The following is a 25,353-nucleotide window of genomic DNA, read 5'->3' on the forward strand; positions in this document are numbered from 1 at the left end:
GCCCTCCTGGAGGCAGTCCCAGAGATGGGCCTGCCGCAAGTATGCCTTTTTTCACATGATGCCGTTCGCCACCTGAACCTCCCGGACGAACCTGATGATCTGGGCCAGCTCCGCATCGGTAACATCCGGCACCGGCGCCATGTTTCCAAAGGTCCAATGATGCGCGCGCACGCCGCTGCGCGCAGCCATTACAAACGCCATGTCGCTGTGGTGGCCAGGCTCGTAGATCTTGTGGATGAGCGGCGGCGCGAGCCCTGCCTTTCCTTCGGCGTTGGTGCCGTGGCAGGAAGCGCAGTTTTCCACAAACGCCTGCTGGCCGGCCCGGGCCTCGGTCGACAAGGTGGCCGGTATCGTCACGACGGCAAGCGCTTGGCCGTTTTCCGCCAAAGGCTGGCTGTCGGGGCGATCCGACAGCCACCAGGCGCCACCCGCGACCAGAACGGCAACCGCCCCAATCCAGAACGTCCTCATGTCATTTCCTGTGGTGATCTCGTGATGAAGAACTCAGTGGCGCCGGAAATTCCGGCGCCACCTGCCGCAAGGCGTTAGCGTGAATGTCCATGCACGATGCCGTTCGGGCCATCGCCGACCGGCACGGTCGCCACCACCTCTTGCCGCTGGGCATCGATGATCGAGACGCTGTCATCGCTGATGTTTGTCACGAACACGAAAGCTCCGTCAGACGATACCCATACGCCATGCGCGCCAAGGCCGGTCTTCACCGTCTTCGTGACTTGGCCGCTCTCGGTGTTGATCACCGACACGGTATCATTCGGGGCTGCCTCAGAGCCCTGGTTCGCAACATAGACATACTTTCCGTCCGGCGTGGCCATGAGCTGGATCGGACCCGGTCCGACGTCGATCTTGCCTTCGACCTCGCGCGACGCGGTATCAATCACCGCCACGCGATCTTCATCTCGCAGCGAGACATAGGCGCGCGTGCCGTCAGGGGTGAAGCCGACCTGCACCGGGGCCGCACCGACCGAAATACGCGCCGCCTCGTTGAGGCGTTGCGTGTCGATGACCGAAACCGACCCATCCTCGACATTGGCCACGTAAAGCTCGGCACCGTCAGGGCTGAGCCGAAGGCCATGCGGATAGGCGCCGGTGCCGATGCGGGCAACGACCTTGCCTTGTGCCAGGTCAACGACCGCAATTTCGTTGCTGCCCGACACCGAGGCAAAGGCGCGGCCATTCCGGTCGGCCACGACATGGGCAGGATGTGAGCCGATCTCGACTGTCGTAGCCGGTTTCGCCAGATCGCGCAAATCGAGTATCACCAGAAGACCTGCCGCATCTCCGTCGTGCCCATGCCCCTCCGAGTCATCATTGCCGGAGGCCGGCGTACCCACCGCCAGAAGAAGGCGCCCGTCAGGCGTAAGGTCGACATTGTGGGGTGCCACAGGTATAGCTACGTCGTTGACGGTTCCGGTTGCCAGATCGAGGGCGCTGATCGTGCTGCCGCCTTCGTTGGCAGAGTAGACGGTGCCGCCTGTCCGACCGAGGTCGAACGATGCCGAGTTGCCATTCTCGGACAGCCAGTTCTCCATTTCAGCGATCTCGCGCTCCTGGGCCTCGATAACCTGGGCTGCCCAAACCTTTGTCTGCGGATCGTCGCCGTGCTGCTGCACAACGCGGGCCATCTCGATCGCACCCTGATGATGCGGGATCATGCCGCGAACAAAGGCGATGTCCGGATCATCGGCCATGACGCCCTGCGCCATGGGCGCATGCATCGCGTCCATGGCCTCGATATAGGCCTGCGTGAAAGCGGGGGCGTCCTTGCTGACCGGGGTTGCCGCAACAGGCGAAGACGTAGCCATAATGGCCTGCATCATCTTCTGCATGGCAGTCACGCATTCGGCAGACATTCCCTGCATCATGGTCGAGGATGGACCGTTCATGCTCTCCATCGGCATTGCGGGTGAGGCTGGCGTCGCAACCTGACCTTGCTGCTCGGCAGAATGGTGAGTTTCATGCTCGCCCTCGGCCAAGGCAGCAGCGGGTAGCACCGCTGACAGACCCAAGGAAAGGGCAATTGCAGTTCGTTTCATTGATTTATTCCTGTGCTCTGGAGGAGCGGCGTCACGCATGGACACACGGCTCCTGCCGAAATCCGGTTTTCAGGGACAGCGCTTTCAGCCGATGGGCTGAGACGGCCGCGAGACATGCGTCCCGTCGGCCCTGGGCCTTTAGGCAGCCACGAACGAACGCGGCGGCCGAAGGGGCCCCAGAGCCGTCCGACCGAGAGGGTCCGACCAGATTTTGAACAGGAAGTCTCCGCCGACAAACGGATCGGTCAGCGTTTGACGAGGCAGAACGATAGAGAGGGTGCAGAGCTGGTCGCAGTTGTCGCCATAGGCATCCAGCCTGTCCGCATCGGCACCGCAGTGATCCGAGGAGGAAAGTCCAAACTCGCCCGCAGCCGCGTCAGAAGGTTGGCAATGGTGATCTGCCGCCGCCATTGCCAAGTGGTCATGGCGTATGTGCGCGCCCATCCCGGCATGCGCCGTTGTCTGCAGGATCAGGACGGCAAAGGCTACCATCAGGATGGCAGTGGCGGCCTTCCGCAGCCAGTCCTGCAGGCTTAGCCTGAGAGATCCAGCCTCAGCACTCATAAGGATAATCCGATTTCAGGGCCCGGCATTCGTGTCAAACCCCCTGCACGACCGCGAACAAGAGCGCATGGATACCCTTCAGACGCCCCCGGCAGTTGATCGTGGTTGGTCAGCACCCTGTGCCTCATGTTGCTGCGCCCTTTCTACTCCTCATATCAGGCCAAAGACAGTCAAGTGGAAGATGGGAGCGACAAAGTGCCGCGACCACGTTGCATCCGGCGGACCCATTCCCGGCTATCAGCGATAACGTTCCTGTCAGCCAAACCAAAATTCTGTTGTTGCGACGGCTCCGCGGATTTATTCGGGTAAGAATGTCGAGCTTGCTGCGCCAGCTTGTTACCGTGTTTGTCGTGACGATTGTCTCGGCCAGCTTCGCTATATCGTCAGCCAAGGCGGCGATGGCACTGGAATGTGAGATTACATCGGCACGGGCAGTTTCCGATACCTTCACCAACCAGCTGGCCGCATTGAACCAGGATAATCCTGGTCATGATGACATCGCGACCGACACTGAAAGCGCCGCTCATCAGCACCAAGGACATGCTGAAGATAATGATGCGTCCAAGGACGCTCATGCTTCTCATTGCAAAGCGCACGCCTGTCCCTCAACCGCGCTCCCCCCTTTCAACAATGTCATGCCGGCCACTGACGTCGGGCAGACCTTGGCCGTGATTCAGTCGGGATCATTGGTCGAGCTCACGATTCCGGAAGGTCTCCGCCGCCCTCCGCGAGGCTGATCCGAACGATGCTTGTTGTGGCCTGACCAGGTCGCAGCCCCCATCATTCTGATCTCAAGCGGAACCCAAACCTCATGAAACCGATCTTCACGGCGGCTTTGCCGCTGTTGGCAGCCGCGTGTGCGCCGCTTCCACCCCTGGATATGTCTTCTCCTCCCGCGGCAGATGCCGCAGGCCCCGTTTCAATCGCTCCGGTAGGACCAACGGTCAATTATACAGCGCGGCAGGTCAGGGAACCTGCGGACTGGACCACCCTGAACTCCGATCTGACCGGGGGTGGCGAATGAGAAAGTTCGTGTTTTTCTCCCTGGCCGCCGTTCTGATGCTGTCGGCTTGTGCCGATGTCGCGACAATGAAGAAGGCCAGCGACCAGCGAGCCGGATTTGCTCCGGTCTCCGATCTCTCTCGCCGCGCCGCAGGTGCCGATGCGGTGTGGTTGCAAAGCCCTGCTGAACGGGAAGCGAATGCTCAGCGGGTTCGTGCCATGGCTCACCGCAAGACGCTGAGTGCCGATCAGGCGGTCCAGATCGCGCTGTTGAACAACCCTGGACTTCAGGCGCGATATGCCGAACTGGGGCTGTCAGCGGCCGACCTTTGGGAAACCGCTCGTGGTCCGGTTCCTTCGGTAGGACTTTCGGTGTCCGGGTTGGCGGGCGGCGATGTTACCCGCTCGATCGAGGCAACGCTCATTTCGTCGATCCTTGACATTGCCACCCAGAAGCCCCGGACAAGGGCGGCCGAACTTCGCTTCCGGCAGGCTCAATTGGCGGCAGCGGGCGAAACCCTGGCCTTGGCACATGAAACGCGGCGCAGCTGGATCGAAGCCGTCGGGGCCTTTGAAGCGGCAGCTTTGATTGGCCAGTCTCAAAGTACCGCCAATGCGGCGTCAGAACTGGCCTCCGAACTGGGAGCCACAGGCGCGATGAGCCGCGCCGATCAGGCACGTGAGCATGCCTTCACCGCCGAACTGGCCGCAGAGCAAGCGGCAGCCAAGCTGGAAGCACAGCTTGCCAAGGAAAAGCTGGTCCGGCTGATGGGCCTGTGGGGCAGCGGGACCGACTTCTTTGTTCCCGATCGCCTGCCAGCACTGCCCGGAGGGGCGCCGGGCCGAGCGGACATCGAACGATCGGCTCTGGCCAATCGCGTCGATCTGGCTGCCGGACGCCTGGAGCTGCAGGCCATTGCCAGCCGCTATCGTCTGGACGGGCAGACCCGGATGATTACGGATGCAGGGTTTGCCACCGGCGTGGAAATCGAACGCGAAGGCGGAGAATCTGAGCGCTCCCCCGTGGTGGATATTGAGTTCCAGATCCCGGTCTATGACACCGGCGGGCTGCTCTCGCGCCGTGGCAGCCTGGAATACATGCGATCCGCCAATAGTCTGGCCCAGGCGGCCGTCGATGCTCGCTCTGAGGCTCGTGCAGCTCATACCGCGGTCACCGGCAGCTATCAGATTGCCCGCCATTGGCGCGATCAGGTTCTCCCTCTGCGGCGCGAGATCAATGAACAGGCGCTCCTCAGCTACAACGGCATGCTGACCTCGACCTTTGAATTGCTGAACGACGCTCGTGAGCAGCTGGAGTCGGAGCTGAGCGCTGCCGAGGCAAAGCGCAATTACTGGTTGGCCGAAGCCGATGCGACCGCAGCGATTTGGGGCGGGGCGACAGGTGGAAGCGCAAGCGAGGAAGGGGAAGAGGAATGATGAACCGCAGAGCAATGCTGGGCGCGGGAATCGGTGCCGGTGCGGCCGCACTGACCGTAAGTGCGGGGATGGCACAAACGCGGTTTCGCGATCTGCCGGAAGCGGCGAGTACCGATAGTCCCTATACCCAGATACCGCCGCGCCCGACGACAGGCATCGAATACAACCCCATCGTCACGCTGAACGGCTGGTCGCTGCCCTACCGGATGAACGGGAACGTCAAGGAATTCCACCTTGTCGCCGAACCCGTCGAACGGATCATGGCCGACGGGATGGTGGCTCGCCTTTGGGGCTATAACGGCCAGTCCACAGGCCCCACGATCGAAGCCATCGAGGGCGAACGGGTCCGCATCTATGTTACCAACCGCCTGCCCGAACACACCTCGGTTCACTGGCATGGGCTGATCCTGCCATCCGGCATGGACGGGGTGGGGAACTTGAGCCATCCCTCCATCCCGGTCGGCAAGACCTATGTCTATGAATTCGACTTGGTGAAGTCGGGCACGTTCATGTACCACCCCCATGCCGACGAGATGGTCCAGATGGCCATGGGCATGATGGGGCTCTTCATCGTGCACCCGCGTGATCCGGCCTTCATGCCGGTGGACCGCGATTTCGGGATCCTGCTGGCGGCCTATGACATCGATCCGGGTACCTACATCCCGCGTGTCGCCGAGATGACGGATTTCAATCTCTGGACGTTCAACAGCCGAATTTTCCCGGACATTGATCCGTTGGTCGTCAGCAAGGGAGACCGGGTGCGGGTACGTGTGGGCAACCTGACCATGACCAATCACCCCATCCATATGCACGGCTATGATTTCGAGGTGACATGCACGGACGGTGGATGGGTTCGGCCCGAGGCCCGTTGGCCGGAAGTCACCATCGACATTCCGGTAGGATCCATGCGGGCCTATGAGTTCAACGCCGATCATGTGGGTGATTGGGCATTCCATTGCCACAAGTCGCACCACACCATGAACGCCATGGGCCATGAACTGCCCACCTTCATTGGTGCCAACAAGGCCCGTGTGACGGAGATGATCCGCAAGCACCAGCCAGGTTATATGCCAATGGGGACCGCAGGCATGGCGGACATGGGCGAGATGTCCATGGAGATCCCTGAAAACACGATCCCGATGATGACCGGTTGGGGTCCGTTCGGGCCCCTGGAAATGGGGGGCATGTTTTCTGTCGTTAAGGTGCGCGAGGGGATCGCGCCCGACGATTACTCGGATCCGGGTTGGTATGAGAACCCTCCCGGTACGCAGGCCTGGGAATGGACGGGTGAGTTGCCCGAACATGCCAGCAACGACAGCCCCCGAACCATCCTGACGCCCCGTGGCGGCAATCGGTTGGGCTGACCCTCACTATCGAGCAACAATCAAGGAAAATCTGATGAAATCGTTGATGCTGGTAACTGCTGTTGCCCTCTTCCCGTCCTTTGCACTGGCGGCAGGAACCCATGAAGGCGGTCATGACTACGCTGCGGGCGCCCCGGCAACCGACGGTGAGATGAAGACCGTCGAGGTGTCCATGCGGGAAACCGATGATGGCGCCATGGTCTTCGAACCCAAGGAGCTGTCATTCGCAGCTGGCGAGACTGTCCGTCTGGTCATCACCAACAAGGGTGAACTGGAGCATGAGTTCGTCATGGATACGGTCGAAGCCAATGCCGAGCACAAGGAACTGATGGCCAAGTTTCCTGAAATGGAACACGACGACCCGAATGCAGTCCGCCTGCAGCCGGGCGAGACCGGAGAGATCCTCTGGACCTTTACGAATGCAGGCGAATTCGAATTCGCCTGCCTGATGCTGGGCCATTACGAGTCCGGCATGCACGGCCCCCTGAACGTAACCAAATCCTGAACCGCAAGGACGAGACCATGAAACTCATTCAAATCACCGCAGCCGCCCTGATCGTTTCCGCTGGAGCCGCTTTCGCGGACACCCACATCACGGACGGAACCGTCACCAAGATCGACACCAAATGGAACAAGGTGACGGTGGATCATGAGGAGCTGAAAAACCTCGACATGCCCGCCATGAAGATGGTGTTCCAGGTGGCTGAGCCAGAGATGCTTGAGAAGCTCAAAGAGGGCGACAGCATCCAGTTCGCTGCCGATCGCGTAAATGGCAAGCTGACCATTACCGAAATTCTGGAATGATTTTCTAAAGAAATTGGAGCGTAAGATTGAAGAACATCTTTGTAGCTGCTCTGGCTGTGGCCAGCTTCACAGCAAGTTTTGCAAATGCTGAGGAAGCAAGTCACGGCACAAGAGGATCTCAGTCGGGTCATGGCGGGGATCATTCTTCTGTAAACAGCACGGCCGAAAAACCTGACCCAATCTCAGGTGTTGCTAGCCCTACAAGCACGATCCCCGTTCCAGCCGGGCGTATAATGTCCACCAAAGAGTTAAACAGAGCAGGATTGAAACCTGATGACGTGATCATGCACGTATCCGTTTTCTGATCGTCAGCTTACCCTGGAACGTCCACCTAACCTAATTGGGGGAAGACACATGACTTCTGTTAAAATACTTGCCGCATTGGCAATCGCTGCGACCACATTTTCGGGGCCGGTTTTTGCACAGGATGCTGAATTCCAGCTTCCCGAACAGTGTGCCGCATCCTCCGGCGAGATGGAAGGGGCCTCGACGGGATCCGATCAGCAAGCTGGCGGCATGGGATCCGGTATGGCAGGCATGATGGGCATGGGCGGCATGAAGATGGAGGATATGCCCCAGCATGTTCAGGAAAACATGCGCAAGATGATGGTCACGATGCCGGCCATGCATGAAGGCATGATGAATGAAGATGCGGATGTGGCTTTTGCCTGTGGGATGATTGCCCACCATCAAGGCGCCATCGACATGGCTGAAGTCCTCCTTGAGCACGGCAAAGACGAGCAAATGCGTGCACTTGCAGAAGAAATCATCAAAGCGCAGGTCGGTGAGATCGAGCAGATGACAACCTGGCTCAACGAAAACGCAAAGTGACATAGTTTTGGCCGCGCGGTTTCGGCCGCGCGGTCACATTGGCGGTTCAGACTATTTCGCCCCTGCCACGCGCAGACGACCCAAGATTTCTGCCGTGGCAATTTGACCGGAACGCGCGCCCCGGACCAAGGAAAGACCGAAATGGAACACCATCATCATAGTGCGGCCGCAATTCCAGAGGGTGCGCAGACCGCTATCGACCCTGTCTGCGGCATGACCGTTGCCGTCGGCGCGAATACACGCAAGGCCCAGTTCAGTGGCAAGACGTTTCACTTCTGTTCGGCAAAGTGTGATGCTGCCTTCAAGGAAGATCCCTGGTTCTATGCCAGTGGCCGCGCCCAGGGCCGCAAGGCCGCGCAGCCTACCGGCACGACATGGACCTGTCCGATGCATCCGCAGATCATCCGCGATGCTCCCGGGAACTGCCCGATCTGCGGCATGGCATTGGAGCCGATGCTGCCGACCGGCGGTCCTAGCCCCGAACTGGTGGAATTCACCCGCCGGATGTGGATCAGTGCCGCAGCAGCCATTCCTCTTATCGTCCTCACCATGGGTGAACTGGTGAACCTGCCGGTCAGGGATTGGATCGGACATCGCCTGGCGTCTTATATCGAGTTCGCCATAGCTACGCCGATCGTCCTGTGGGCCGCTGCGCCGTTCTTCCGCCGAGGCTGGGAGTCGATCAAAAACCGATCGCCCAACATGTGGACGCTGATCTCACTCGGGGTCGGCGCGGCCTATCTTTATTCCATTGTCGCGACCTTCCTTCCCGGACTGTTCCCTGAGGAGTACCGGATGGGTCATGGCGTTGGCACCTATTTTGAGGCTGCAGTCGTGATCGTGGCGCTGATCTTCGTCGGCCAGGTGTTGGAACTGCGAGCACGCGAACGCACAGGCGATGCGATCCGGGCGCTTCTGGACTTGGCGCCAAAGACCGCACGGCGTGTTCTGGAAGACGGCACCGAGTACGATGCACCCTTGGAGAATGTCGTCGAAGGTGACCGGCTGCGGGTGCGGCCCGGTGACAGTGTTCCAGTAGATGCGACGGTGATCGATGGCCGGTCATCGATAGATGAAAGCATGATCACCGGCGAAGCGGTGCCCGTCGAGAAAGGCCCTGGCGATCCTGTCACCGGCGGAACGATCAACAAGAACGGCAGCTTGGTGATCGAGGCGCGGCGCGTGGGTGCCGATACCGTCCTGTCGCAGATTGTCGAGATGGTCGCGAACGCCCGACGATCACGCGCTCCGATCCAGGGGCTTGCGGACCGGGTGTCGTCGGTGTTTGTTCCGACAGTGGTCGTGATCGCCATTCTTTCCTTTGTAGCTTGGCTCACCTGGGGACCGGACCCAACCTTGATCTTTGCAGTGGCCGCCGCTGTTTCCGTGCTGATTATCGCTTGCCCTTGCGCACTTGGCCTGGCCACACCGATCTCGATCACCACAGCGGCTGGCCGTGGCGCACAAGCCGGGGTCCTGATCAAGGATGCCGAAGCCCTGGAGCGCATGGCGGCGGTCGATACGCTGATCGTGGACAAGACCGGCACGCTGACCGAAGGACGGCCAAGGCTGACCGATGTCATCAGCTTCGGTGATCTGGACGAAGAGGATCTCCTCGCTGTTGCTGCGGCACTGGAGCGCGGGTCAGAGCATCCCTTGGCCGAAGCCATTGTCGAGGGCGCCGTATCTCGCGAAATAGGGACGCAGACTGCATCGGACTTTGAAGCTATTACCGGAAAAGGGGTGCAGGGCAGAGTTCAGGGGCGGACGGCGGCCTTGGGTAACACGGCCATGATGACGGTTCTCGGACTTGACGCCAGTCTGGCCGAGGCACGGGCCGATGCACTGCGCAGCGATGGCAAGACTGCCATGTTCGTTGCCGTTGACGGCCAGCTTGCCGGCATCGTTGCCGTGGCCGATCCGATCAAGGCCTCCACAGCTGAGGCGATCCGCACCCTTCACCAGCTCGGAATGCGCGTCATCATGGCCACGGGCGATAATCAGCGAACCGCCGAGGCTGTCGCTGCCAGGTTGGGGATCGATGAGGTTCGAGCCGGTGTCCTGCCGGAGGACAAGAAAAACCTCATCGATGCCCTGCGCGAGGATGGTGCCGTGGTGGCCATGGCAGGCGACGGGGTGAACGACGCCCCGGCTCTTGCTGCCGCTGATGTCGGCATCGCCATGGGCACCGGGGCGGATGTTGCGGTCGAAAGCGCCGGCCTGACGCTGCTGGGGGGCGACCTGATGGGCGTGGTCCGCGCCCGGCGCCTGGCCAAGGCCACGCTACGCAACATCAAGCAGAACCTGTTCTTCGCGTTCGTCTACAACGCCGCCGGTGTGCCAATCGCGGCGGGACTGCTTTATCCCCTGACCGGCATGCTGCTGTCGCCGATGATCGCAGCAGCGGCGATGAGCCTGTCGTCAGTCTCCGTCATCGCGAACGCTCTTCGGCTCAGGCGAGTCACGCTCTGAGCCAGTCATCCATCTTGGAAAGGACATGAAATGACCCTTGAGAACCTTTCACGCCGAACAATCCTGACTGCGGGCGCGGGGTTGCTCGCCCTGTCCGCCCTTCCGGCAAGAGCGCGCGGCATCGACAATCAGATGCTCGTGGTGAAAGACCCCAACTGCGGGTGCTGCGCGGCCTGGATCGAGATTGTCGAAGCCGCAGGTTTCGCGGTCACGATTGAGCTCAGCGCCGGAACTGCGCTGATGCGCTACAAATCCGACAACGGCATTCCAGAGGCGATGGCATCCTGCCATACGGCACGGATCGGGGGCTACATGCTCGAAGGCCATGTGCCGGTGGCCGACATCCGCCGCTTGCTGGAAGACCGGCCTGACGCCATCGGCCTAGCCGTTCCTGGGATGCCATACGGCTCACCCGGTATGGGACCCGAAAGCGAACGCGAGGCCTATGATGTTGTGCTCATTCGCAAGAACGGGACAAGCGAAGTCTTCGCGCACCACCCCGCTGCATAATTTTCTGAATCTTTTGAAGAATATACCTCAATGTCCAATTTTAGCCGCCGCCACCTTTCCCTGGGGATGATTGCCGCTCTTGCCGCATGCGGAAGGTCTGGATCGTCCAACCGCCCGGGTGACGTTCCTGAGTTCAAACATTACTTCGGCCCTCCTGTTACACAGGTGGTGGTCCAGAAGGCACAACGCAGAATGCACCTGCTCAGCGGAAAGACCGTCCTGAAGTCGTATGATGTTGGCCTGGGCATCCAGCCTGTCGGTCACAAACAGTTCGAGGGGGACGGGAAGACTCCCGAAGGGCTTTACTTTGTGGACCGCTTCAACCCGCGCAGCCGTTATCATCTGTCTGTGGGCATTTCCTACCCAAATGAGCGGGACAAGGCTTATGCCGCACAGTTCGGCCGCGATGCGGGCGGCGACATCATGTTCCACGGCCGTGGCCCAGAGGGCCGAAAGCTGGCGCCGAAAAATCGGGATTGGACAGTTGGCTGTATCGCATTCACCGATAAGGAGATCGAAGATGTCTACGCTATGCTGCAGCTCCGCACTCCTGTGATGATCTATGCATGACCAAAACAGCGAGATTAGCCCTCCCGGCCCCTGTTCCGTTATACAGGGCTGCGGCCGTACTATGCTCATGGCTTTATGCGAATGCGCGTGACAGTTTTGCACCTGCAGCTCACGTCTCCTTGGTTCGCATCGTTGCCCCTGAGCGAAACGGCATTGGTACGAAGAAGCTTGGTGCTGTCAGTCAATAGCCTGCGGCAGGCCGCCGACCTTGAATCGCATTGGCGATAGCACAAGCGGATTTGATCTCAAAACTTCAGAATGGCGGGCTGAGCAGGTGCGTTGAAAGCATGGGTCGGAAGGACACTAGACAATAATAGGAGCGTAACAAATGTTGACAAGACGACACTTCATTTCCACAAGCATGGCGCTGTTCTCGGCAACTATCTCCGGTCCTTCGTTTGCGGCATCATGGCCGACTGAAGAACAAAAGGCTGCTTGGGACGCACAGATTACGCCTGCCGGTTACAATCCGGGCACGTCCAATCCGTGGGGTTTGCACCCACGTTTCTTACCCCAAAGGGTAAGGGCCAATGACGGCTTGGTACCGGGTGACATCCATGTGGATGCTGTGGCGAAGTATCTTTACCACATTGAGGCTGGGGGAACTGCGATGCGCTATGGCGTAGCCATCGGACGAGGGGATCTCTACGAACCAGGGGTTTATACGATTGAGCGAAAGGTCGAATGGCCTCATTGGACGCCAACGCAGAACATGATCAATCGGGAGCCGGAGATCTATGCGCAGTTCGAAGGGGGAATGGAGCCCGGTCCCGAAAATGCCCTCGGCTCACGAGCTCTCTACCTCTATGTCGGCCGCAAGGATACTTACTTACGCATCCACGGAACCCCCTTTCCCAGAAGCATCGGCACCAGCGCCAGTTCTGGCTGCGTGCGGATGGTGATGGCGCATATCAACGATCTCTATTCAAAGGTGGAAATCGGCTCCACTGCGTTTCTCTATTCGGTCGCGGAAAGTGTAACTGCGCGGAGCTAGGCCACACCTTTGCTGATTGCGGCTTGGCCATACACCCGACTAGCTTCAGGTTTGCGACTGCATGCAAATTGGACGGCCCTCGGTCGTGGTCAGCGGAAGAAGTGTTGTTTCCACCTGCCCATGATGCTCGTACCAATAGCAATTATCTTCTGGGAGAAGACGGGCCGATGCAACGTCCTGCCCCGGGGCAACCAGTGCGACGAGGTCTGCGGGAAGATTATCGGATCCGACCTCTGTCCTGGCTGTCATATCTGTACAACCGGCATTGATCAGGACCACTGCCAAGATGATGAGGAATTTGTTTTTCATTTACGTCTCCTTGTCTGGTTTGCCTTATTGGAGCCTTCCTTGCACTCGACAGCGCAGCGCACAAGCTCGACAGCTGTCAGCAGCAGGGGTCGCAGCTGGAACGCACATGATCTTGATCTACGCGGCATTTCGTCTCCTTGGCCAAATGCCCGGGAGCGGGTACCATTTTGTAATTACTGAATAAGATTATCAGAAAGAACGAGGCAGTAAATGATTCCGAAAGATACAGGTAGCGACCGACGCCGTTTTCTAGGTGGCCTTCTGGCCACAGCGGCGGTTCTGCCAGGCGGCGCCCTTCTGGCGCAGGGTTCTGACCCTAATACTGGGCAGCCTCTCTATGGCGCGCGCCCATCCGGTGGTGCGCCCGATCTCAGTGCCTATCAGGTCGATCCAACTGCGGATCCCCGGCGCAATCAGTCGTCGTTTCGCGCGAGACACTGGAGCGAGTTTTACCCGAGTTTGGGTAAAGGAGTGATCCTTGCAGATGTGACTTCGCGTGCAGTGCATTACTGGTCGGGTGATGAATCAATCAACCTGGCTTTCCCGTGCTCTATCCCTGTCACTGAAGATCTAACCCGCCGGGGCAAAACTGAAATTGTCAGAAAAGCAAAAAATCCGCCTTGGACACCAACGCCTAGCATGCGGGAAAAGGATCCCAATCTGCCGCAGCGAGTAGAAGGCGGAGATCCAAGCAATCCTTTAGGACCGTATGGTCTTTACCTATCATGGCCAGCCTACTTGATTCATGGCACTCATGACACGCGGAAAATCGGTCGGAAATCCTCCAATGGCTGCTACGGCCTGTATAATGAACATATTACTCGGCTCTACGAGGTGGCAGAAGTCGGAACGCAGGTGACGGTGTTCTAGAAGCCTCCTTGCACAGCCGCCACAGCTCGTGTTGGGAATGTGAAAACGCATGATCTCTCTTGAGCTTGCCGGTGTCTGACAAGATGGGAACTGCCCGCACGGAGGTTCAGGGCGGCGTTCCAACAACAGCTTTCAAGGTTGATCTTTGCGCAAATGGGCACAATTTGACACGCATGAGACGAAGCTATCTGCCTGCCATCCCAAAATGGGCGATATGCCTGCTTGTCGTCGGCTTTGCTACCGGAGGCGGTTGGGTGGTGTGGGGTTATGGCAAGACAGTCGATCTGCAACGGGGGGCTCAACTTTATTCCGAACACTGTGCAGTATGCCACGGTGCCCAGCTCGAAGGGCAGCCCGACTGGCAGATTGCGGATGAAAACGGCATTCTTCCTGCCCCGCCGCACGACAGGTATGGCCATACCTGGCATCACGACGACGCTATGCTGGAAGATTATATCCGCCGGGGAGGTCAGGCAGTCATAGATGACATGGGGGTGAGCATGACATCCGGCATGCCTGCTTTTGGCTCGATCCTGAGCGATGACGACATTGGCACCATACTTGCGTTCATCAAGTCAACTTGGCCCAGGCGAATTCAGGCTATTCAAGCCAGTAAAAATGATGGCTAGGCGACGCGGGACTCAGAATAATTATTTTCTGCGGATCATAGAATGCTTTCGCATCACAACCTGTTCCGGTGTCGACTTCAACGCCATGGGCAGCTCAGCGATGACGTGCCCGTTGGTCCCGGAAAACCGCTCGGGGCGCAGGCGCTTTGCCTCTGCCGTGACGGGAAGGGTTTCCTATTGCCCCGTCCATGGCGGGCTTGAGCCTTGGACGATTAGGCGACCGGTGCATAACGGCGGCATGGAGGTGCTGAACGACTGTGCTATCCGGATCGACGAGCGGGTCCTGCTTGGAGTTTAGGGTGGCTGTGGCATGACAATCCGGCGACGTGATGTGTTTGTTTTTGGGGGCATTGTCGCTGCAATCTATGGATTGCGTGCGCTTCCCTGGGAGCAGTTGACAGGCCGCGGCCTTACTTATGTCGAAATTGAAGACGTGCCGCCCTTTCGGCGCCTGAAGTCCGAGGGGCAAACTTCCTCTGCATCCGTTGCGCTGATTGGCCTTGATGGACCCTCGGATGATGCTGAGGCGCGCCATGCGCGGATGGAGGCCATGCGCGCAGACCCCTGCCCCGCCCTCTTTGGCACCGACCTTCCGAGCGGTGTCGTTCCGATTGCTTATTTCAGCGAGTTTCGCTGCCCCTTCTGCCGTGCGCTTGAACAGGATCTGGATGACTTACTGGCTGATGACCGCGCCGCCTATCGACTGGTGCAGCATGAGCTTCCAATTTTTGGGCCGGCATCTGAACTTGCCGCCCGCGCTTCGGTCGCGGCCGCACGGCAAGGCAAGCAGCAGGACCTACGGCGCCGCTTCATGCGAACGCCGCTCGTCGCCAACCAGTCTTCGATATTGCGTGTGGCGTCTGACCTTGGCCTGGATGTCGAACAGCTTGCGACGGATATGGCCTCACCCGAGGTTCAGGCCGAACTTGATCAAACGCGTGCTTTGGCCGATCTCTTCGGCTTTCTCGGCACACCTGGCCTTGTGATTGGTCGGACCGTCTTGAATGGTGCAATCCCTCTTTCGGTGCTACGTCAGATTGCGAAGGACGAGAAAATCCTACCGCTCCCATGTTGATAGGACAAAAACACCCGCTCTTTTGTTGATTAGGTGTTCCCTTCTCGCCCGGTCTATCGTGTCCAATACCAAGGTGAGCGTCGTTCCTGTACTATTCGGGTTTTCCAGTCGTCAGCTTGCTCCGCACCTGTAAAAGCCGCGGTAGCCGACCTCGAACCCCTGATCGAGCCGGAAGACGAGTTCGGCATTCTGGCGCCAGTCCGCCTCGTTGCCGAGCGACAGCACCGAGATGGTTGTGCCCGGTGCCGAGAATTCTACAGCGCCGGACTGCGGGTCGCCGTTTGCTTCCAGACTGACAAGCACGCCGTTCAGCTTCATGGCCGCCCCGCTGCCGTCCTCGGCAGCCCATAGGACGGGATCGGCTTCCGGACTGCGGTTGAAGGTGCAGCGGTCAGCGGCTGTAAGCACCCGGTCGGCTTCGGCTTCCGGCATGGGCGCAAGATCAAGGGTGGAGATCAGCGTGTTGGCCAGCGCATCCTCCACGGTGCCCGGCTCGGCCGGCGGGTCGCGGTAGATGTTCTCCACGGTGTTGCCCTCTGACACTTCCCCGATGAGGTACCGCATCTCCGCGATTTCGCGCCGCTGCGCCTCGATGATCTCATCGGCAAGCTTGCGGACGCGCGGATCGCGGATCTGCGCGCGCTCCGACGTCATGATGGCGATCGAATGGTGCGGGATCATTGCACGCATGTAGCTTGTGCCCAACACGGTGACCTGGCTGCGAACGAGCCAGAGGGAAAGCGCAAAGACAATCACCGATCCGGCGAAGATCGCGATGTTGAGCGCCCTGTTGGAATACATCCCCAGCATGTAGGCCAGCATGATGATCGCCATCGCGGCACCCATCATAATCGCCATGTAGGTGCGCGTTTCCGAAAAGAAGACGTGCTCCCAAGCGTATGTGTTCAGATACATCAGGATGAACATCACCACCGTCGAGGTGAGGATCATCAGGCCGAAGCGAATATAGGACAAGTTCGTCTCCTGCTTGTTGAAGTCAATGGTGTCCGGAGCCGGCAGCTTCGTCGGCGGACGTCTGGTTGCCGGTTAGCGACTGGTAGTCCTGCGCCGACAGGCCGGGGAGCATGCTGACGATGGCTGCGATGCCGGCCAAATGCGGCGGCTCGGGCCGCATTCCCTGAGACCAGACCGCAGGCTCCTGGCCGAGATCCCCATGGCAGTGCGCACAGCTTTCTGCATAGTGGCTTGCACCTTGAGAAAGGAGATCCTCCGAAACTTCCTCGGGCAGCACCACGGCCTCAGCCCGCTGGGCCACCGAGCGGTGAAGCGTCGTCTCAAAGCTCCATCGGACTGCATCCTGATGAGGATCTGTGGCCGCCACGTTGTAGGTGCCCGTGTAAACGACGATCAGCCAGACAATAATGGCCAGCAGTATCGTCCCGATGATCCCGCTGATCAGGCCGATAACGAGCGGCTTCTTCATGTGCGTCCTCCTCGTGCATGCTCTGCTGGTCATGAGGGCGACGAGTGGCTTCGAGAGGTACCCTCGGGGGTATGGCTATGCCCCCCAACCAAAAGCTGTGGCCATTGTTCCGTCGGAACTTCTCCCAAATTCCTGAGGTTCAGGGTGAGAGCAGCAAGGATGGCGAGAGAATGAAGGATCGGAAGCAGGCAGCCCTCAACCGGCTCGCTCGTCTTGAAGGCCAGGTTCGCGGCATAGCCCGCATGATTGAAGAAGACCGCTACTGCATCGACATCTTGAACCAGGCAATGGCGGTCCGATCAGCGCTCTCGCAAGTGGAACTGCTGATCCTTCAGGACCATGCAGACGGCTGTGTAGACGAAGCCATCATGTCTCAAGACACGGAAGTGCAGCGGCAGAAGTTCCGAGAGCTTGTCGAGGTTTTCGGAAAGGTTTGTCGGTAAGAGTAGCTACGCGGCCGCGCTAATAGCTGGGAACAATACCCCCCACCTGTATGTTGGGAGGGTCCTGCCACCCGCAAGGAGAAAGACCATGCATGTTCGAGACATGATCAGTACCCATCCTGACGTTCAGGGGAACACGGCGGAAAACCTGCTGAAATGCATCGAGGAATGCTACCGCTGCGCCCAGACCTGCATCGCCTGCGCCGACGCCTGCCTGGCCGAGCCGATGGTCAATCAGCTTCGCCAGTGCATTCGACTGAACCTTGACTGTGCCGACATCTGCGCCGCAACCGGCGCCATGGCCTCGCGCCGCACGGGCTCGAATGTGGAGGTTCTTCGGGCAGCCATCCAAGCCTGCGCGCTGGCTTGTCAGAAATGTGCTCAGGAGTGCGAACAGCACGCGGAAATGCACGAGCACTGCCGCATCTGTGCCCAGTCCTGCAATCGCTGCGCCGAATCCTGCCAGGCCGCACTAAACGAAGTGCAGTAAGTCTTACGAAAGCGGGCTGACCTTTTTCAGCCTGCTCTCCCAAGCCTAAGAAGATTGCCCTTCTGGTAAAGCGTGATCCTCATGATCGGCGAGCGAGAAGCGGCGGTTCAACGCGTGCCGCCGACACCGGAAGAATGGGCGCGTCAACTGGTAGAGGTGCTGGCCTGTCCGAAAGAGGATCTCTCAGGGGAAATTCCATCCGCTCTCCAGGTTTCGCCGTTACGGCACCGCCAAGCCGTTCTGCAACCCAGAAAGCAGTCTTGTTCTCCTCCTGAAATAGGGTATCCCCCTATTGTATGGGTCATACAACATAGCATAAAGCCAAACTCCTGGCTCGCGTCCGCCGCCTCAAAGGACAAATTGAGGCTGTCGAGAGATCCCTGGAGGCTGACGCGCCCTGTGGCGAGGTCCTGAACCTGGTTGCTTCTATCCGCGGTGCGGTCGGCGGCCTGACGGCGGAGTTGATCGAGGACCATATTCGCGAACATGTCTCGAACCCGGACCGGGACGAGGATGCCGTGCGCGGAGAGGCCGCAGGCGAATTGATCGACATCATCAGGACCTATCTCAAATGAACATCCATCCATCGCGCCTGGACAGTCCGCACGAGCATGTCTACCTTGGCGACAATCACGAGCGGAACGAACGCCGGACCTGGCTGGTCATTGCCATCACCGCCGCGATGATGGTGGTCGAGATCATCGCCGGCAGCCTCTTCGGCTCGATGGCCCTGATAGCCGACGGCTGGCACATGTCGACCCACGCTGGGGCTATGCTGATTGCCGCGCTGGCTTACCGCTATGCCCGGAGCAACGCCCGCAATGCCCGCTTCACCTTCGGCACGGGCAAGATGGGGGATCTGGCGGGGTTCGCGAGTGCGGTCGTGCTGGCGCTGATCGCCCTGCTGATCGGCTGGGAAAGCCTGATGCGGTTCTACAGCCCGATTGCCATCAGCTTCCAGCAGGCCATTGCCGTGGCGGTGATTGGGTTGTTCGTTAATCTTCTTTGCGCTTGGCTGCTGCGTGATGATCACGGCCATCACCATCATGGCCACGGGCACGGTCACGGGCACCATCATGGACATGGGCATGGCCATCACCATGGTCACGCGACCGACAACAATCTGCGTGCCGCCTATCTGCATGTCCTGGCCGATGCTCTGACCTCCGTGCTGGCGATCGCGGCACTGACACTTGGCAGCCTGTATGGATGGAACTGGCTGGACCCCATGATGGGCATTGTCGGCGCGGCAGTGATCGCCCGTTGGTCCTGGGGGCTGATCCGCGACACAGGCCGGGTCTTGCTCGACTACGTGCCGGAGGATGAGGATTTACCTGAGGAAATCCGCTCGGCATTGGAAACAGGCTCGGATCAGGTGACCGATCTGCATGTCTGGCAGCTTGGCCCGGGTCACCACGGCGCGATCGTCGCAATCCGGTCCAGTGAGCCGTTGGAGCCCGCTGCTTACCGCGCCAGGCTCTCGCATATCCACGACCTCTCGCATCTGACGATCGAAGTCGAGCGAGCCTCCTGAGTGAGGAAGAACGATGGAAGAGGCTCCCTGTGACCCTGCCAACCAGGGATGCGCAGGGAGGCGTAGTCTGGGTCACGCGCCGGCTAAGATCGGAGGCAATGCCTGTTCCTGGCTCATCCGCCACCTTGTGGATCTGCGGGCGGTTATCCTGTTCGTTGCCGCTTCTGAGGAAGAAGGGCACGGCAGAGCGTGACAACGGGTCCCCTTTCGACATTGAGGGGGGTCTTCAGCCATCGTGGCGAGCTGCGCAGCTTCGAGATGCTGGTGGAGTTCGGCCTCTCCATCGACGACCCTGCATCGGTAGTAGTCGGCCCGGCGCGCCTGAGGGGGGATCATGATTGATCTTGCCGTTTACGGCGGCCTGTTTCTGGCGGCCTTCACTGCGGCGACTCTCCTGCCCGCCCAATCCGAGATCCTGGTTGTCGGCCTTCTGCTGACCGATCACCCACCATGGCTGGTGCTGACTATTGCCAGCGTTGGCAATGTGCTGGGGTCCGTGGTCAACTGGTTTCTCGGGCGAGGGATCGAACGGCTGCGCACCCGACTCTGGTTCCCGGTGAGCCCGGCCGCCCTGGCACGAGCGGAGAACTGGTATCGCCACTACGGCAGATGGTCGCTACTGCTGGCTTGGGTGCCGATCATCGGTGACCCGCTGACTGTTGTCGCAGGAGTGCTGCGCGAGTCCTTCTGGGTGTTCCTGCTCCTCGTCAGCGTCGCGAAGATTGGGCGCTACTTTGTTCTGGCAGCAGCAACATTGGGGTTCGCTTGACCGGGTTCGACTGTGCCGCCGGTGCCCCGCATCAGGAGGCGTGAGCGGATACGCTCTATGCCGGCTAAACAGAACGGCGTCTAGGCCCAGCTCGGGACAGTGCAATCTCCTGCCAGAGCATCGATTAGCCATTACGTTGCAAACGCATCCCCCACGATGGGTGACTGGCAGCTATTGGCTCTTAGCGCCGTGTGGCGGAAGAACTTCATCGCCTGCGGTAGAACATGGGCCCGATACTCCCCTGTCGGTTGCCAAGAGCGAGGTAAAGAAAAGGGAGATTTGCGTGCCCAATGTCCAAGGCCTATTGTGCTTGTTACAAAACCTGCCGGTTTTCAGTAAATCTATTCGGTAAAGAAAACTAAGGCAGCTTAATCAAACGCGTGACGACTTTTCTTACTGAAATTTCTCAGTCATGAAGATCGGCTATGCGCGGGTTTCCACCATTGAGAAGAACCTGGCTTGGCCTTTGCGCTCAACGGCACAAGCCGACGTTCAGAAAAGCCAAGAGACCGACAGGAAGAGCCCTAAACGGCCATTCAGGCCTATAGCAGCGGCTTTGCAATGCCGTGGCGACATACGCCTCGTATAGGCATATCAGGTAACTTCTGATTTGAAACTTCCGAGCAAGGCAAAAGATTTTCATTAATATCACGGTGACTTTTGGCGCGCCGGGGTGGACTTCCTTATTTCCTCCGCGGCGCTCGTTAGGACGAATGCACGATGGAGGAAGTTTTCTATGATGTCGACAATGTGGCCAAGGCGCTCCGCTGTTGGGAGATAGCCGCGGTGTGCCGAGGCGTTCCCCGCATCGGCCACAGCCTCAAGCGTCGTTTTCTCCTGAGCGCTGATATAGCCCCGCTTCTGCAGTTCAGACAACTTACCTGCAAATCCGCCCGGAGGATCGGAGGTCAGGAGAAGATACCCGGCGCGGTCAAGCAACGTACGGGCACCTATTGAAGCAAGGACACTCAATCCAGCATTGAGCGCAACATAAAGCTCTTCAAGAACAGCCCTTAGAATTCCGTCGCTAATAATGTCTGACCATACTGGCTTCGTTCGTACAGTAGGAGCTGGGTAATAGGTTTCCTTGATGCCGGGGCGCATTATGATCTGGCCATACTCATCATGATCGATGTCGTCCCATTCCGAGAACCAGTACTTGTGGCGAACGGAGAGGGTATCGCACCCACAGCATTCCAATATCTCGAATGTGTCGCTCCACGAGATCGGGCCGTCGCTTCCGGCAACAGTATGCTCAGCGCGCACCCAAGAGTTGGTGATCCCACCGCATCTATTAAAGTGCGCTTTAATTCTCCGCGTCGCATTTCCCAATTCTCCCGTCTTGGGCATGACGCTCATCCGTCCCTCTTTCTGTGCAGGCGGCAGTTCGAGCCTTGCCCAACCCTCTGATTTGATTTTGATGCAGTTGTCTGGCACAAGCTCGACTAGGCCAATGCTCTCTGCTCGTGAAATCAAGTCGTCAACCCGCGCACCGTCAATGGTCCCCACGACGCCAGTTAGATCATCCTCGTCCGGCAGCTCAACAATCCCGAGATGATCGTCTCCAAGCTGCATCGCCGCCCAAGTCAGGAAATTTGTTATCTGTCGGTCAACCGTCGGCAGCGGGCTCTTGAGCATGTCGTCCAGATTGACTGAGTTAATTTCCGGCCACTCGGCGTCCGTGGTCGACCCCATCAACCTCGTAGCATGGCTCAGGCGGGCGACTGCCTTCTTGTCCTTCTCAGCCAGGCGAGATTTCAGCATGGACAATGCCGTTCCAGTAATCTGGTATTTGCCGCACTTGCGGCACTCCACTCGGCGGTAGTCGCCCCCGTTAGGATGCTCCTCATTCGCTGATGTTTTGCAGATAGGGCAAGAACCCATCCCAGGCACTCCATGCGTATCTCGTACGATCCGAATATCTATGGCTTGGTTATCGATTGAAAGTCCGAGTCCGGTCATCTCAGGTGATAGCGTCTCGCATGGGATCCTGCTGAAGCAACCAAACGCCCGCGAGCAATCGTCCGTTTGCGATGGAAGCGACCGGCAGCTTCGTCCCGCACTGCGACATGCAGCGTCAGCTCTGCGGCTCGTCTCTCCAAATGCTCGTCCCGGTAGTGCTCGAAAGGGGATCATTGAGAGGACGGTCAGGTTAGCTCTGAACAGACCAGTTGTAGGCCAGCAAATGCTGGCAGGACAAAATCTCAGATAAATGGTCCGATATTTTTTGCAATGAAGGGGCGGCTACTGTTACAAATTAAGCCATGACACAGATTTTGATCGGCTACGCCCGCTGCTCCACCGACAAACAGGATCTTGCTGCGCAGAAGGGCATCCTCGCCAGCTTCGGAGTTGCCTCCGATCGCATCTACACCGACCACGGCTTTACCGGCACGAACCGCGCCCGCCCTGGTCTCGATCAGGCGCTTGCAGCCTTGCGGGAGGGTGACACACTGGTCGTGCCGAAGCTGGACCGCCTGGCGCGATCCGTGGTCTTCTAGCTCCGTCCATCACTCGGCAGCCCATTAGCCTATACAAAAAGGCAAATTGGCCAATAGACAACCTCCGGTTATGGAGAGGATGTTCGTTACAGTTTTAGGTATTTCCATGTTTGCTTCTGAAGCCACCTTCGCGTTTCGTCCCGCTGTGTCTGTCGATGACTGGAAGGTCATCATGTCGGCGATCAGCGCTTACTCCCACAATGCAGAGTACCGTGAGCTTCTGGGTCGCTTGGAGCGCCAGGCGAAGGTCAACGGGATCACATTGCCCGCGCCTCGACTTTCCTGACATCGACGGTTGCGCGTGCGCTGAAGTCAGACTGACTTCGGAGAGTGATGGGGGTTTCCATCACTATTTTAAGCCTTTGTTCGTAAAGAGTAGTTTGTCATGTTTGTTCAGCAGCAGCTCCTGGCTGATGGCCCGGCCTATGTCTCCACCGTTGCTCCGCGTCACGGACTTTACCGCAGCTCGCTCAAGCGGCCGCTTGATATCCTCCTGGTGCTGATGGCCTTGCCAGTCGTCTTGCCGCTGGTGCTGGTGCTGGCCCTGGTCGTGCTCATCGATGGCAGTAATCCCTTCTACGCGCAGGACCGGGTCGGTCGTGGCGGGCGCCGCTACCAGATGTGGAAGCTGCGCAGCATGGTGGTCGATGCCGACAAGCGGCTGCAGGGTCATCTGGACACCCATCCCGAGGCGCGCGCCGAGTGGGAAGAGACCCAGAAGCTGCGCCACGATCCGCGTGTCACGCGGTTTGGTCGTCTGCTGCGCAAGAGCTCTCTGGATGAGCTTCCCCAGTTGTGGAACGTCCTCGCCGGTCACATGAGCCTGGTCGGTCCCCGGCCGATGCTGCCTGAACAGCAGGCCCTCTATCCGGGGTCCAGCTACTATGGGCTGCGGCCGGGCCTGACTGGCCTGTGGCAGGTCTCGGAACGCAACCAGTCCACATTCGCTTCTCGCGCCATGTATGACGACAGCTACGATCGTTCGATCAGCTTGCGCACGGATGCCTTGGTTGTCTGGCGCACCATCGGCGTCGTGCTGAGGGCGACGGGCCTCTGATCCCTGCCATGAAGGGCTGAAGACAGGCCCAGATTTCCAAGAACGCTCACCTGCCCTTGCGGGTCGCCCATCAGGCTGGCCGAAGTACCAAGCCAAGTTGCTCCAAGGTATAGCCGTGCTGTCCGGCAATGCGTTCAAGATCAGCCGCCGCCGCTGCGCGTTTCTCAGCGGCTTCAGTCGGCCTTCGTTTCTCGGCGGCGACCGCGGTGCGTGCCTTGTCCAGGCGGATCACCTCGGGGTTGGGAGCTTGTCCTGTGCCCACCGCAGGCACGGGTTTGTCCCTCTGCTCCGCATCGGTGGACGACGGTGCTTCTTGGGTGATCGAGGCTCTTCTGGACGACCTGTCCCTTACGGGCTCGTCCTCCACATGACGCGCAGGTTTGCCCACGCGAACATAATGCTCGGCCGATTGCAAAAAGGCCTCCGAGGCTACGCGGTCATTTGCAAGCCGCGCTTCTTCCGCGAACTGAAGATAGCGCTCGACGAGCTGTTGAGCCGTCCCCCGGATCTTGCCCTTTGCGCTCGTGCTCTCAAAGAAACGGTTGCCGGGACCCTGCTGTTTTTGCAGCGACCGGGGTTTGCCGTTCCGTCTATTGTGATACGATTTCATGAGCCAATTTGGATGAGGCAGCGGGAGTGCAGAGCTGCACCCTGCTGAAATAGGCGGAACCGGCCTCCTCAACAAGAAACCATAAAGGCTTGGCAGCTTTTTCTAGAGAAGCTTTAATCGGACTGACATGCTTGGACTGAAAGACTTGCTGACCGACTATGACGCCCATGCGGCCCGGATCAGGGTCACACAGGTCTGAGGTGAGGTTGTGACCCGGTCCCTGCCGTTCTTGAATTGGGGCATGAAGGCGCAGGCTTGAACATTTTCCTGTTGAACACGCGCACAGCCGCCCTTGCGGCGTCCTGGTCGGTCGAGCCGGGCGTCCAGCGGCCCAAGTCCCCGAGCAGCATCTTGGTGATGACGCCATACAGGTAAGTGTGGGCCATGGCCCGCAGCATCACCAGGTCTTCATCCGGATCAAGATAACCTTCCTCTCGGGCACGATGCAGGATCTTCATGACAAGCTCATGGACCGATTGCTCATATCGCAGAAGACGAGGATGGGCCTCGAAAACAGGAGCAGGCATTTCACCAACAAGCCGGAACTCCTGCGGGTAGAGACGCGCCCAGTCAATATAGGCCACAGCGATTGCTTCAAGCTGATCGACGGGAGACGGACAGCGGGCTAGCTCCTGCGTGATGGTGTGCAGCAACCGTTGCAGGGCCACATCGGCCATCGCCACAAGCAGATGCTCGCGGTCGAAGATGACCTGCTTGAGCAGATGCTCTTCGACCCCAAGTTCTGTCGCCAGTGTTTTCAAATCCGGCAGCTCACCCGTCTTGGCAGCGAGACGGCTGGCCGTGTTGATGGCCTCGGAGAGCAGATGTTGGCCGAAGTGGGAGGGAGCGTTCATGACACTTCAACCTGTAGTGGAATGGTTTCCCAATCGCGCCTAAGGCAATGCGGGATAAAGCGAAAGAGAAGAAAATTCTTTTCGGGTTCTATGGTTTATATGCCGCATCCCGTCCATTGACGGAGACCGCGCTCCCGGCTCCAGCCGGCTGCGCCGGCCTGCGCCC

At 59.1% G+C, this 25,353-nt stretch carries 29 protein-coding genes and 1 pseudogene; 21 read left to right on the forward strand and 9 right to left on the reverse strand.

What is annotated here, in order from left to right; translation table 11 throughout:
• Window positions 1-51 precede the first annotated feature (51 nt).
• The 3 genes from FIU66_RS15400 to FIU66_RS15410 all read right to left on the reverse strand — a co-directional run bounded on the left by FIU66_RS15400 (window position 52) and on the right by FIU66_RS15410 (window position 2,618).
• Window positions 52-471: a cytochrome c gene (locus tag FIU66_RS15400; protein ID WP_103174176.1), complete on the reverse strand. Its 420-nt coding sequence runs from the start codon at window positions 469-471 to the stop codon at window positions 52-54.
• A 74-nt stretch (window positions 472-545) separates the two neighbouring features.
• The gene (locus FIU66_RS15405) at window positions 546-2,054 is read right to left on the reverse strand and encodes a DUF305 domain-containing protein (protein ID WP_167623769.1); all 1,509 of its coding nucleotides are present in this window, start codon (window positions 2,052-2,054) and stop codon (window positions 546-548) included.
• Between the two features lie 138 nt (window positions 2,055-2,192).
• A complete protein-coding gene (locus tag FIU66_RS15410; protein WP_120444790.1) occupies window positions 2,193-2,618 on the reverse strand; it encodes a hypothetical protein in 426 nt (141 codons plus the stop codon).
• A 311-nt stretch (window positions 2,619-2,929) separates the two neighbouring features.
• Here FIU66_RS15410 and FIU66_RS15415 point away from each other — a divergent pair, with 311 nt between their 5' ends.
• The 10 genes from FIU66_RS15415 (at window position 2,930) to FIU66_RS15455 (ending at window position 12,602) form a co-directional block, all read left to right on the forward strand.
• Window positions 2,930-3,355: a hypothetical protein gene (locus tag FIU66_RS15415; RefSeq protein ID WP_167623771.1), complete on the forward strand. Its 426-nt coding sequence runs from the start codon at window positions 2,930-2,932 to the stop codon at window positions 3,353-3,355.
• Window positions 3,356-3,638: 283 nt separating this feature from the next.
• On the forward strand, window positions 3,639-5,057 hold the full coding sequence (locus FIU66_RS15420; protein ID WP_167623774.1) for a TolC family protein: 1,419 nt from the start codon (window positions 3,639-3,641) through the stop codon (window positions 5,055-5,057).
• Window positions 5,054-6,421: a multicopper oxidase family protein gene (locus FIU66_RS15425; protein ID WP_103174181.1), complete on the forward strand. Its 1,368-nt coding sequence runs from the start codon at window positions 5,054-5,056 to the stop codon at window positions 6,419-6,421. The genes FIU66_RS15420 and FIU66_RS15425 overlap by 4 nt, the downstream gene beginning before the upstream one ends.
• A gap of 34 nt (window positions 6,422-6,455) precedes the next feature.
• Window positions 6,456-6,926, forward strand: coding sequence for a plastocyanin/azurin family copper-binding protein (locus FIU66_RS18040; RefSeq protein WP_201281138.1), 471 nt, complete (start codon window positions 6,456-6,458; stop codon window positions 6,924-6,926).
• A 17-nt stretch (window positions 6,927-6,943) separates the two neighbouring features.
• On the forward strand, window positions 6,944-7,225 hold the full coding sequence (locus FIU66_RS18045; RefSeq protein ID WP_201281139.1) for a copper-binding protein: 282 nt from the start codon (window positions 6,944-6,946) through the stop codon (window positions 7,223-7,225).
• 354 nt (window positions 7,226-7,579) lie between these two features.
• Complete coding sequence (locus tag FIU66_RS15435) at window positions 7,580-8,056, forward strand: DUF305 domain-containing protein (protein WP_167623776.1); 477 nt, start codon at window positions 7,580-7,582, stop codon at window positions 8,054-8,056.
• Between the two features lie 141 nt (window positions 8,057-8,197).
• Entirely contained in the window at window positions 8,198-10,528 is a 2,331-nt protein-coding gene (locus FIU66_RS15440; protein WP_167623777.1) for a heavy metal translocating P-type ATPase, read from the forward strand.
• A 30-nt stretch (window positions 10,529-10,558) separates the two neighbouring features.
• On the forward strand, window positions 10,559-11,038 hold the full coding sequence (locus FIU66_RS15445) for a DUF411 domain-containing protein (RefSeq protein WP_167623779.1): 480 nt from the start codon (window positions 10,559-10,561) through the stop codon (window positions 11,036-11,038).
• 30 nt (window positions 11,039-11,068) lie between these two features.
• Complete coding sequence (locus tag FIU66_RS15450) at window positions 11,069-11,608, forward strand: murein L,D-transpeptidase family protein (protein WP_103174187.1); 540 nt, start codon at window positions 11,069-11,071, stop codon at window positions 11,606-11,608.
• Window positions 11,609-11,936: 328 nt separating this feature from the next.
• The gene (locus FIU66_RS15455) at window positions 11,937-12,602 is read left to right on the forward strand and encodes a L,D-transpeptidase (protein ID WP_103174188.1); all 666 of its coding nucleotides are present in this window, start codon (window positions 11,937-11,939) and stop codon (window positions 12,600-12,602) included.
• 45 nt (window positions 12,603-12,647) lie between these two features.
• Here FIU66_RS15455 and FIU66_RS15460 read toward each other — a convergent pair whose 3' ends face one another.
• Window positions 12,648-12,911, reverse strand: coding sequence for a hypothetical protein (locus tag FIU66_RS15460; protein ID WP_103174189.1), 264 nt, complete (start codon window positions 12,909-12,911; stop codon window positions 12,648-12,650).
• A 210-nt stretch (window positions 12,912-13,121) separates the two neighbouring features.
• Here FIU66_RS15460 and FIU66_RS15465 point away from each other — a divergent pair, with 210 nt between their 5' ends.
• The 3 genes from FIU66_RS15465 (at window position 13,122) to FIU66_RS15475 (ending at window position 15,485) form a co-directional block, all read left to right on the forward strand.
• Window positions 13,122-13,781, forward strand: coding sequence for a L,D-transpeptidase (locus tag FIU66_RS15465; protein WP_103174190.1), 660 nt, complete (start codon window positions 13,122-13,124; stop codon window positions 13,779-13,781).
• A gap of 71 nt (window positions 13,782-13,852) precedes the next feature.
• A complete protein-coding gene (locus tag FIU66_RS15470; protein WP_239986119.1) occupies window positions 13,853-14,410 on the forward strand; it encodes a cytochrome c in 558 nt (185 codons plus the stop codon).
• 310 nt (window positions 14,411-14,720) lie between these two features.
• Window positions 14,721-15,485: a DsbA family protein gene (locus FIU66_RS15475; protein WP_167623780.1), complete on the forward strand. Its 765-nt coding sequence runs from the start codon at window positions 14,721-14,723 to the stop codon at window positions 15,483-15,485.
• Window positions 15,486-15,596: 111 nt separating this feature from the next.
• Here FIU66_RS15475 and FIU66_RS15480 read toward each other — a convergent pair whose 3' ends face one another.
• Window positions 15,597-16,460, reverse strand: a complete 864-nt coding sequence (locus tag FIU66_RS15480) for a DUF305 domain-containing protein (RefSeq protein ID WP_103174193.1) — start codon at window positions 16,458-16,460, stop codon at window positions 15,597-15,599.
• A 22-nt stretch (window positions 16,461-16,482) separates the two neighbouring features.
• Window positions 16,483-16,929, reverse strand: a complete 447-nt coding sequence (locus FIU66_RS15485; RefSeq protein WP_167623781.1) for a cytochrome c — start codon at window positions 16,927-16,929, stop codon at window positions 16,483-16,485.
• Window positions 16,930-17,099: 170 nt separating this feature from the next.
• On the opposite strand from FIU66_RS15485, the gene FIU66_RS15490 reads away from it, so the two are divergent.
• The 5 genes from FIU66_RS15490 (at window position 17,100) to FIU66_RS15510 (ending at window position 20,165) form a co-directional block, all read left to right on the forward strand.
• Window positions 17,100-17,372 (forward strand): metal-sensitive transcriptional regulator, encoded by a 273-nt coding sequence (locus tag FIU66_RS15490; protein WP_103174205.1) that lies wholly within the window; start codon window positions 17,100-17,102, stop codon window positions 17,370-17,372.
• Window positions 17,373-17,460: 88 nt separating this feature from the next.
• Window positions 17,461-17,862, forward strand: coding sequence for a four-helix bundle copper-binding protein (locus FIU66_RS15495; protein ID WP_167623783.1), 402 nt, complete (start codon window positions 17,461-17,463; stop codon window positions 17,860-17,862).
• A 329-nt stretch (window positions 17,863-18,191) separates the two neighbouring features.
• Window positions 18,192-18,437, forward strand: coding sequence for a metal/formaldehyde-sensitive transcriptional repressor (locus FIU66_RS15500; protein ID WP_167623871.1), 246 nt, complete (start codon window positions 18,192-18,194; stop codon window positions 18,435-18,437).
• Entirely contained in the window at window positions 18,434-19,396 is a 963-nt protein-coding gene (gene dmeF, locus FIU66_RS15505) for a CDF family Co(II)/Ni(II) efflux transporter DmeF (protein ID WP_167623785.1), read from the forward strand. Before FIU66_RS15500 ends, dmeF begins: the two co-directional genes overlap by 4 nt.
• A gap of 334 nt (window positions 19,397-19,730) precedes the next feature.
• Window positions 19,731-20,165: a YqaA family protein gene (locus tag FIU66_RS15510; protein ID WP_167623787.1), complete on the forward strand. Its 435-nt coding sequence runs from the start codon at window positions 19,731-19,733 to the stop codon at window positions 20,163-20,165.
• Window positions 20,166-20,813: 648 nt separating this feature from the next.
• On the opposite strand, the gene FIU66_RS15515 is transcribed toward FIU66_RS15510, so the two are convergent.
• A complete protein-coding gene (locus FIU66_RS15515) occupies window positions 20,814-21,929 on the reverse strand; it encodes a DUF4145 domain-containing protein (protein WP_167623788.1) in 1,116 nt (371 codons plus the stop codon).
• A gap of 500 nt (window positions 21,930-22,429) precedes the next feature.
• Between FIU66_RS15515 and FIU66_RS15520 the strand changes: the two are divergent.
• From FIU66_RS15520 to FIU66_RS15530, 3 genes and pseudogenes are all read left to right on the forward strand, one after another.
• Window positions 22,430-22,657: pseudogene (locus FIU66_RS15520) on the forward strand (recombinase family protein); the annotation flags it as partial.
• Window positions 22,658-22,745: 88 nt separating this feature from the next.
• A complete protein-coding gene (locus FIU66_RS15525; protein ID WP_167623791.1) occupies window positions 22,746-22,952 on the forward strand; it encodes a hypothetical protein in 207 nt (68 codons plus the stop codon).
• 99 nt (window positions 22,953-23,051) lie between these two features.
• A complete protein-coding gene (locus FIU66_RS15530; protein ID WP_167623792.1) occupies window positions 23,052-23,723 on the forward strand; it encodes a sugar transferase in 672 nt (223 codons plus the stop codon).
• Window positions 23,724-23,793: 70 nt separating this feature from the next.
• On the opposite strand, the gene FIU66_RS15535 is transcribed toward FIU66_RS15530, so the two are convergent.
• Both FIU66_RS15535 and FIU66_RS15540 read right to left on the reverse strand, forming a co-directional pair.
• Entirely contained in the window at window positions 23,794-24,333 is a 540-nt protein-coding gene (locus tag FIU66_RS15535) for a DUF4167 domain-containing protein (protein ID WP_167623794.1), read from the reverse strand.
• Window positions 24,334-24,518: 185 nt separating this feature from the next.
• A complete protein-coding gene (locus tag FIU66_RS15540) occupies window positions 24,519-25,187 on the reverse strand; it encodes a TetR-like C-terminal domain-containing protein (RefSeq protein WP_167623795.1) in 669 nt (222 codons plus the stop codon).
• Between the last annotated feature and the right edge of the window lie 166 nt (window positions 25,188-25,353).

This window comes from Paracoccus sp. AK26 (assembly GCF_011801365.1).
Classification (GTDB): Bacteria; Pseudomonadota; Alphaproteobacteria; order Rhodobacterales; family Rhodobacteraceae; genus Paracoccus; species Paracoccus aerius.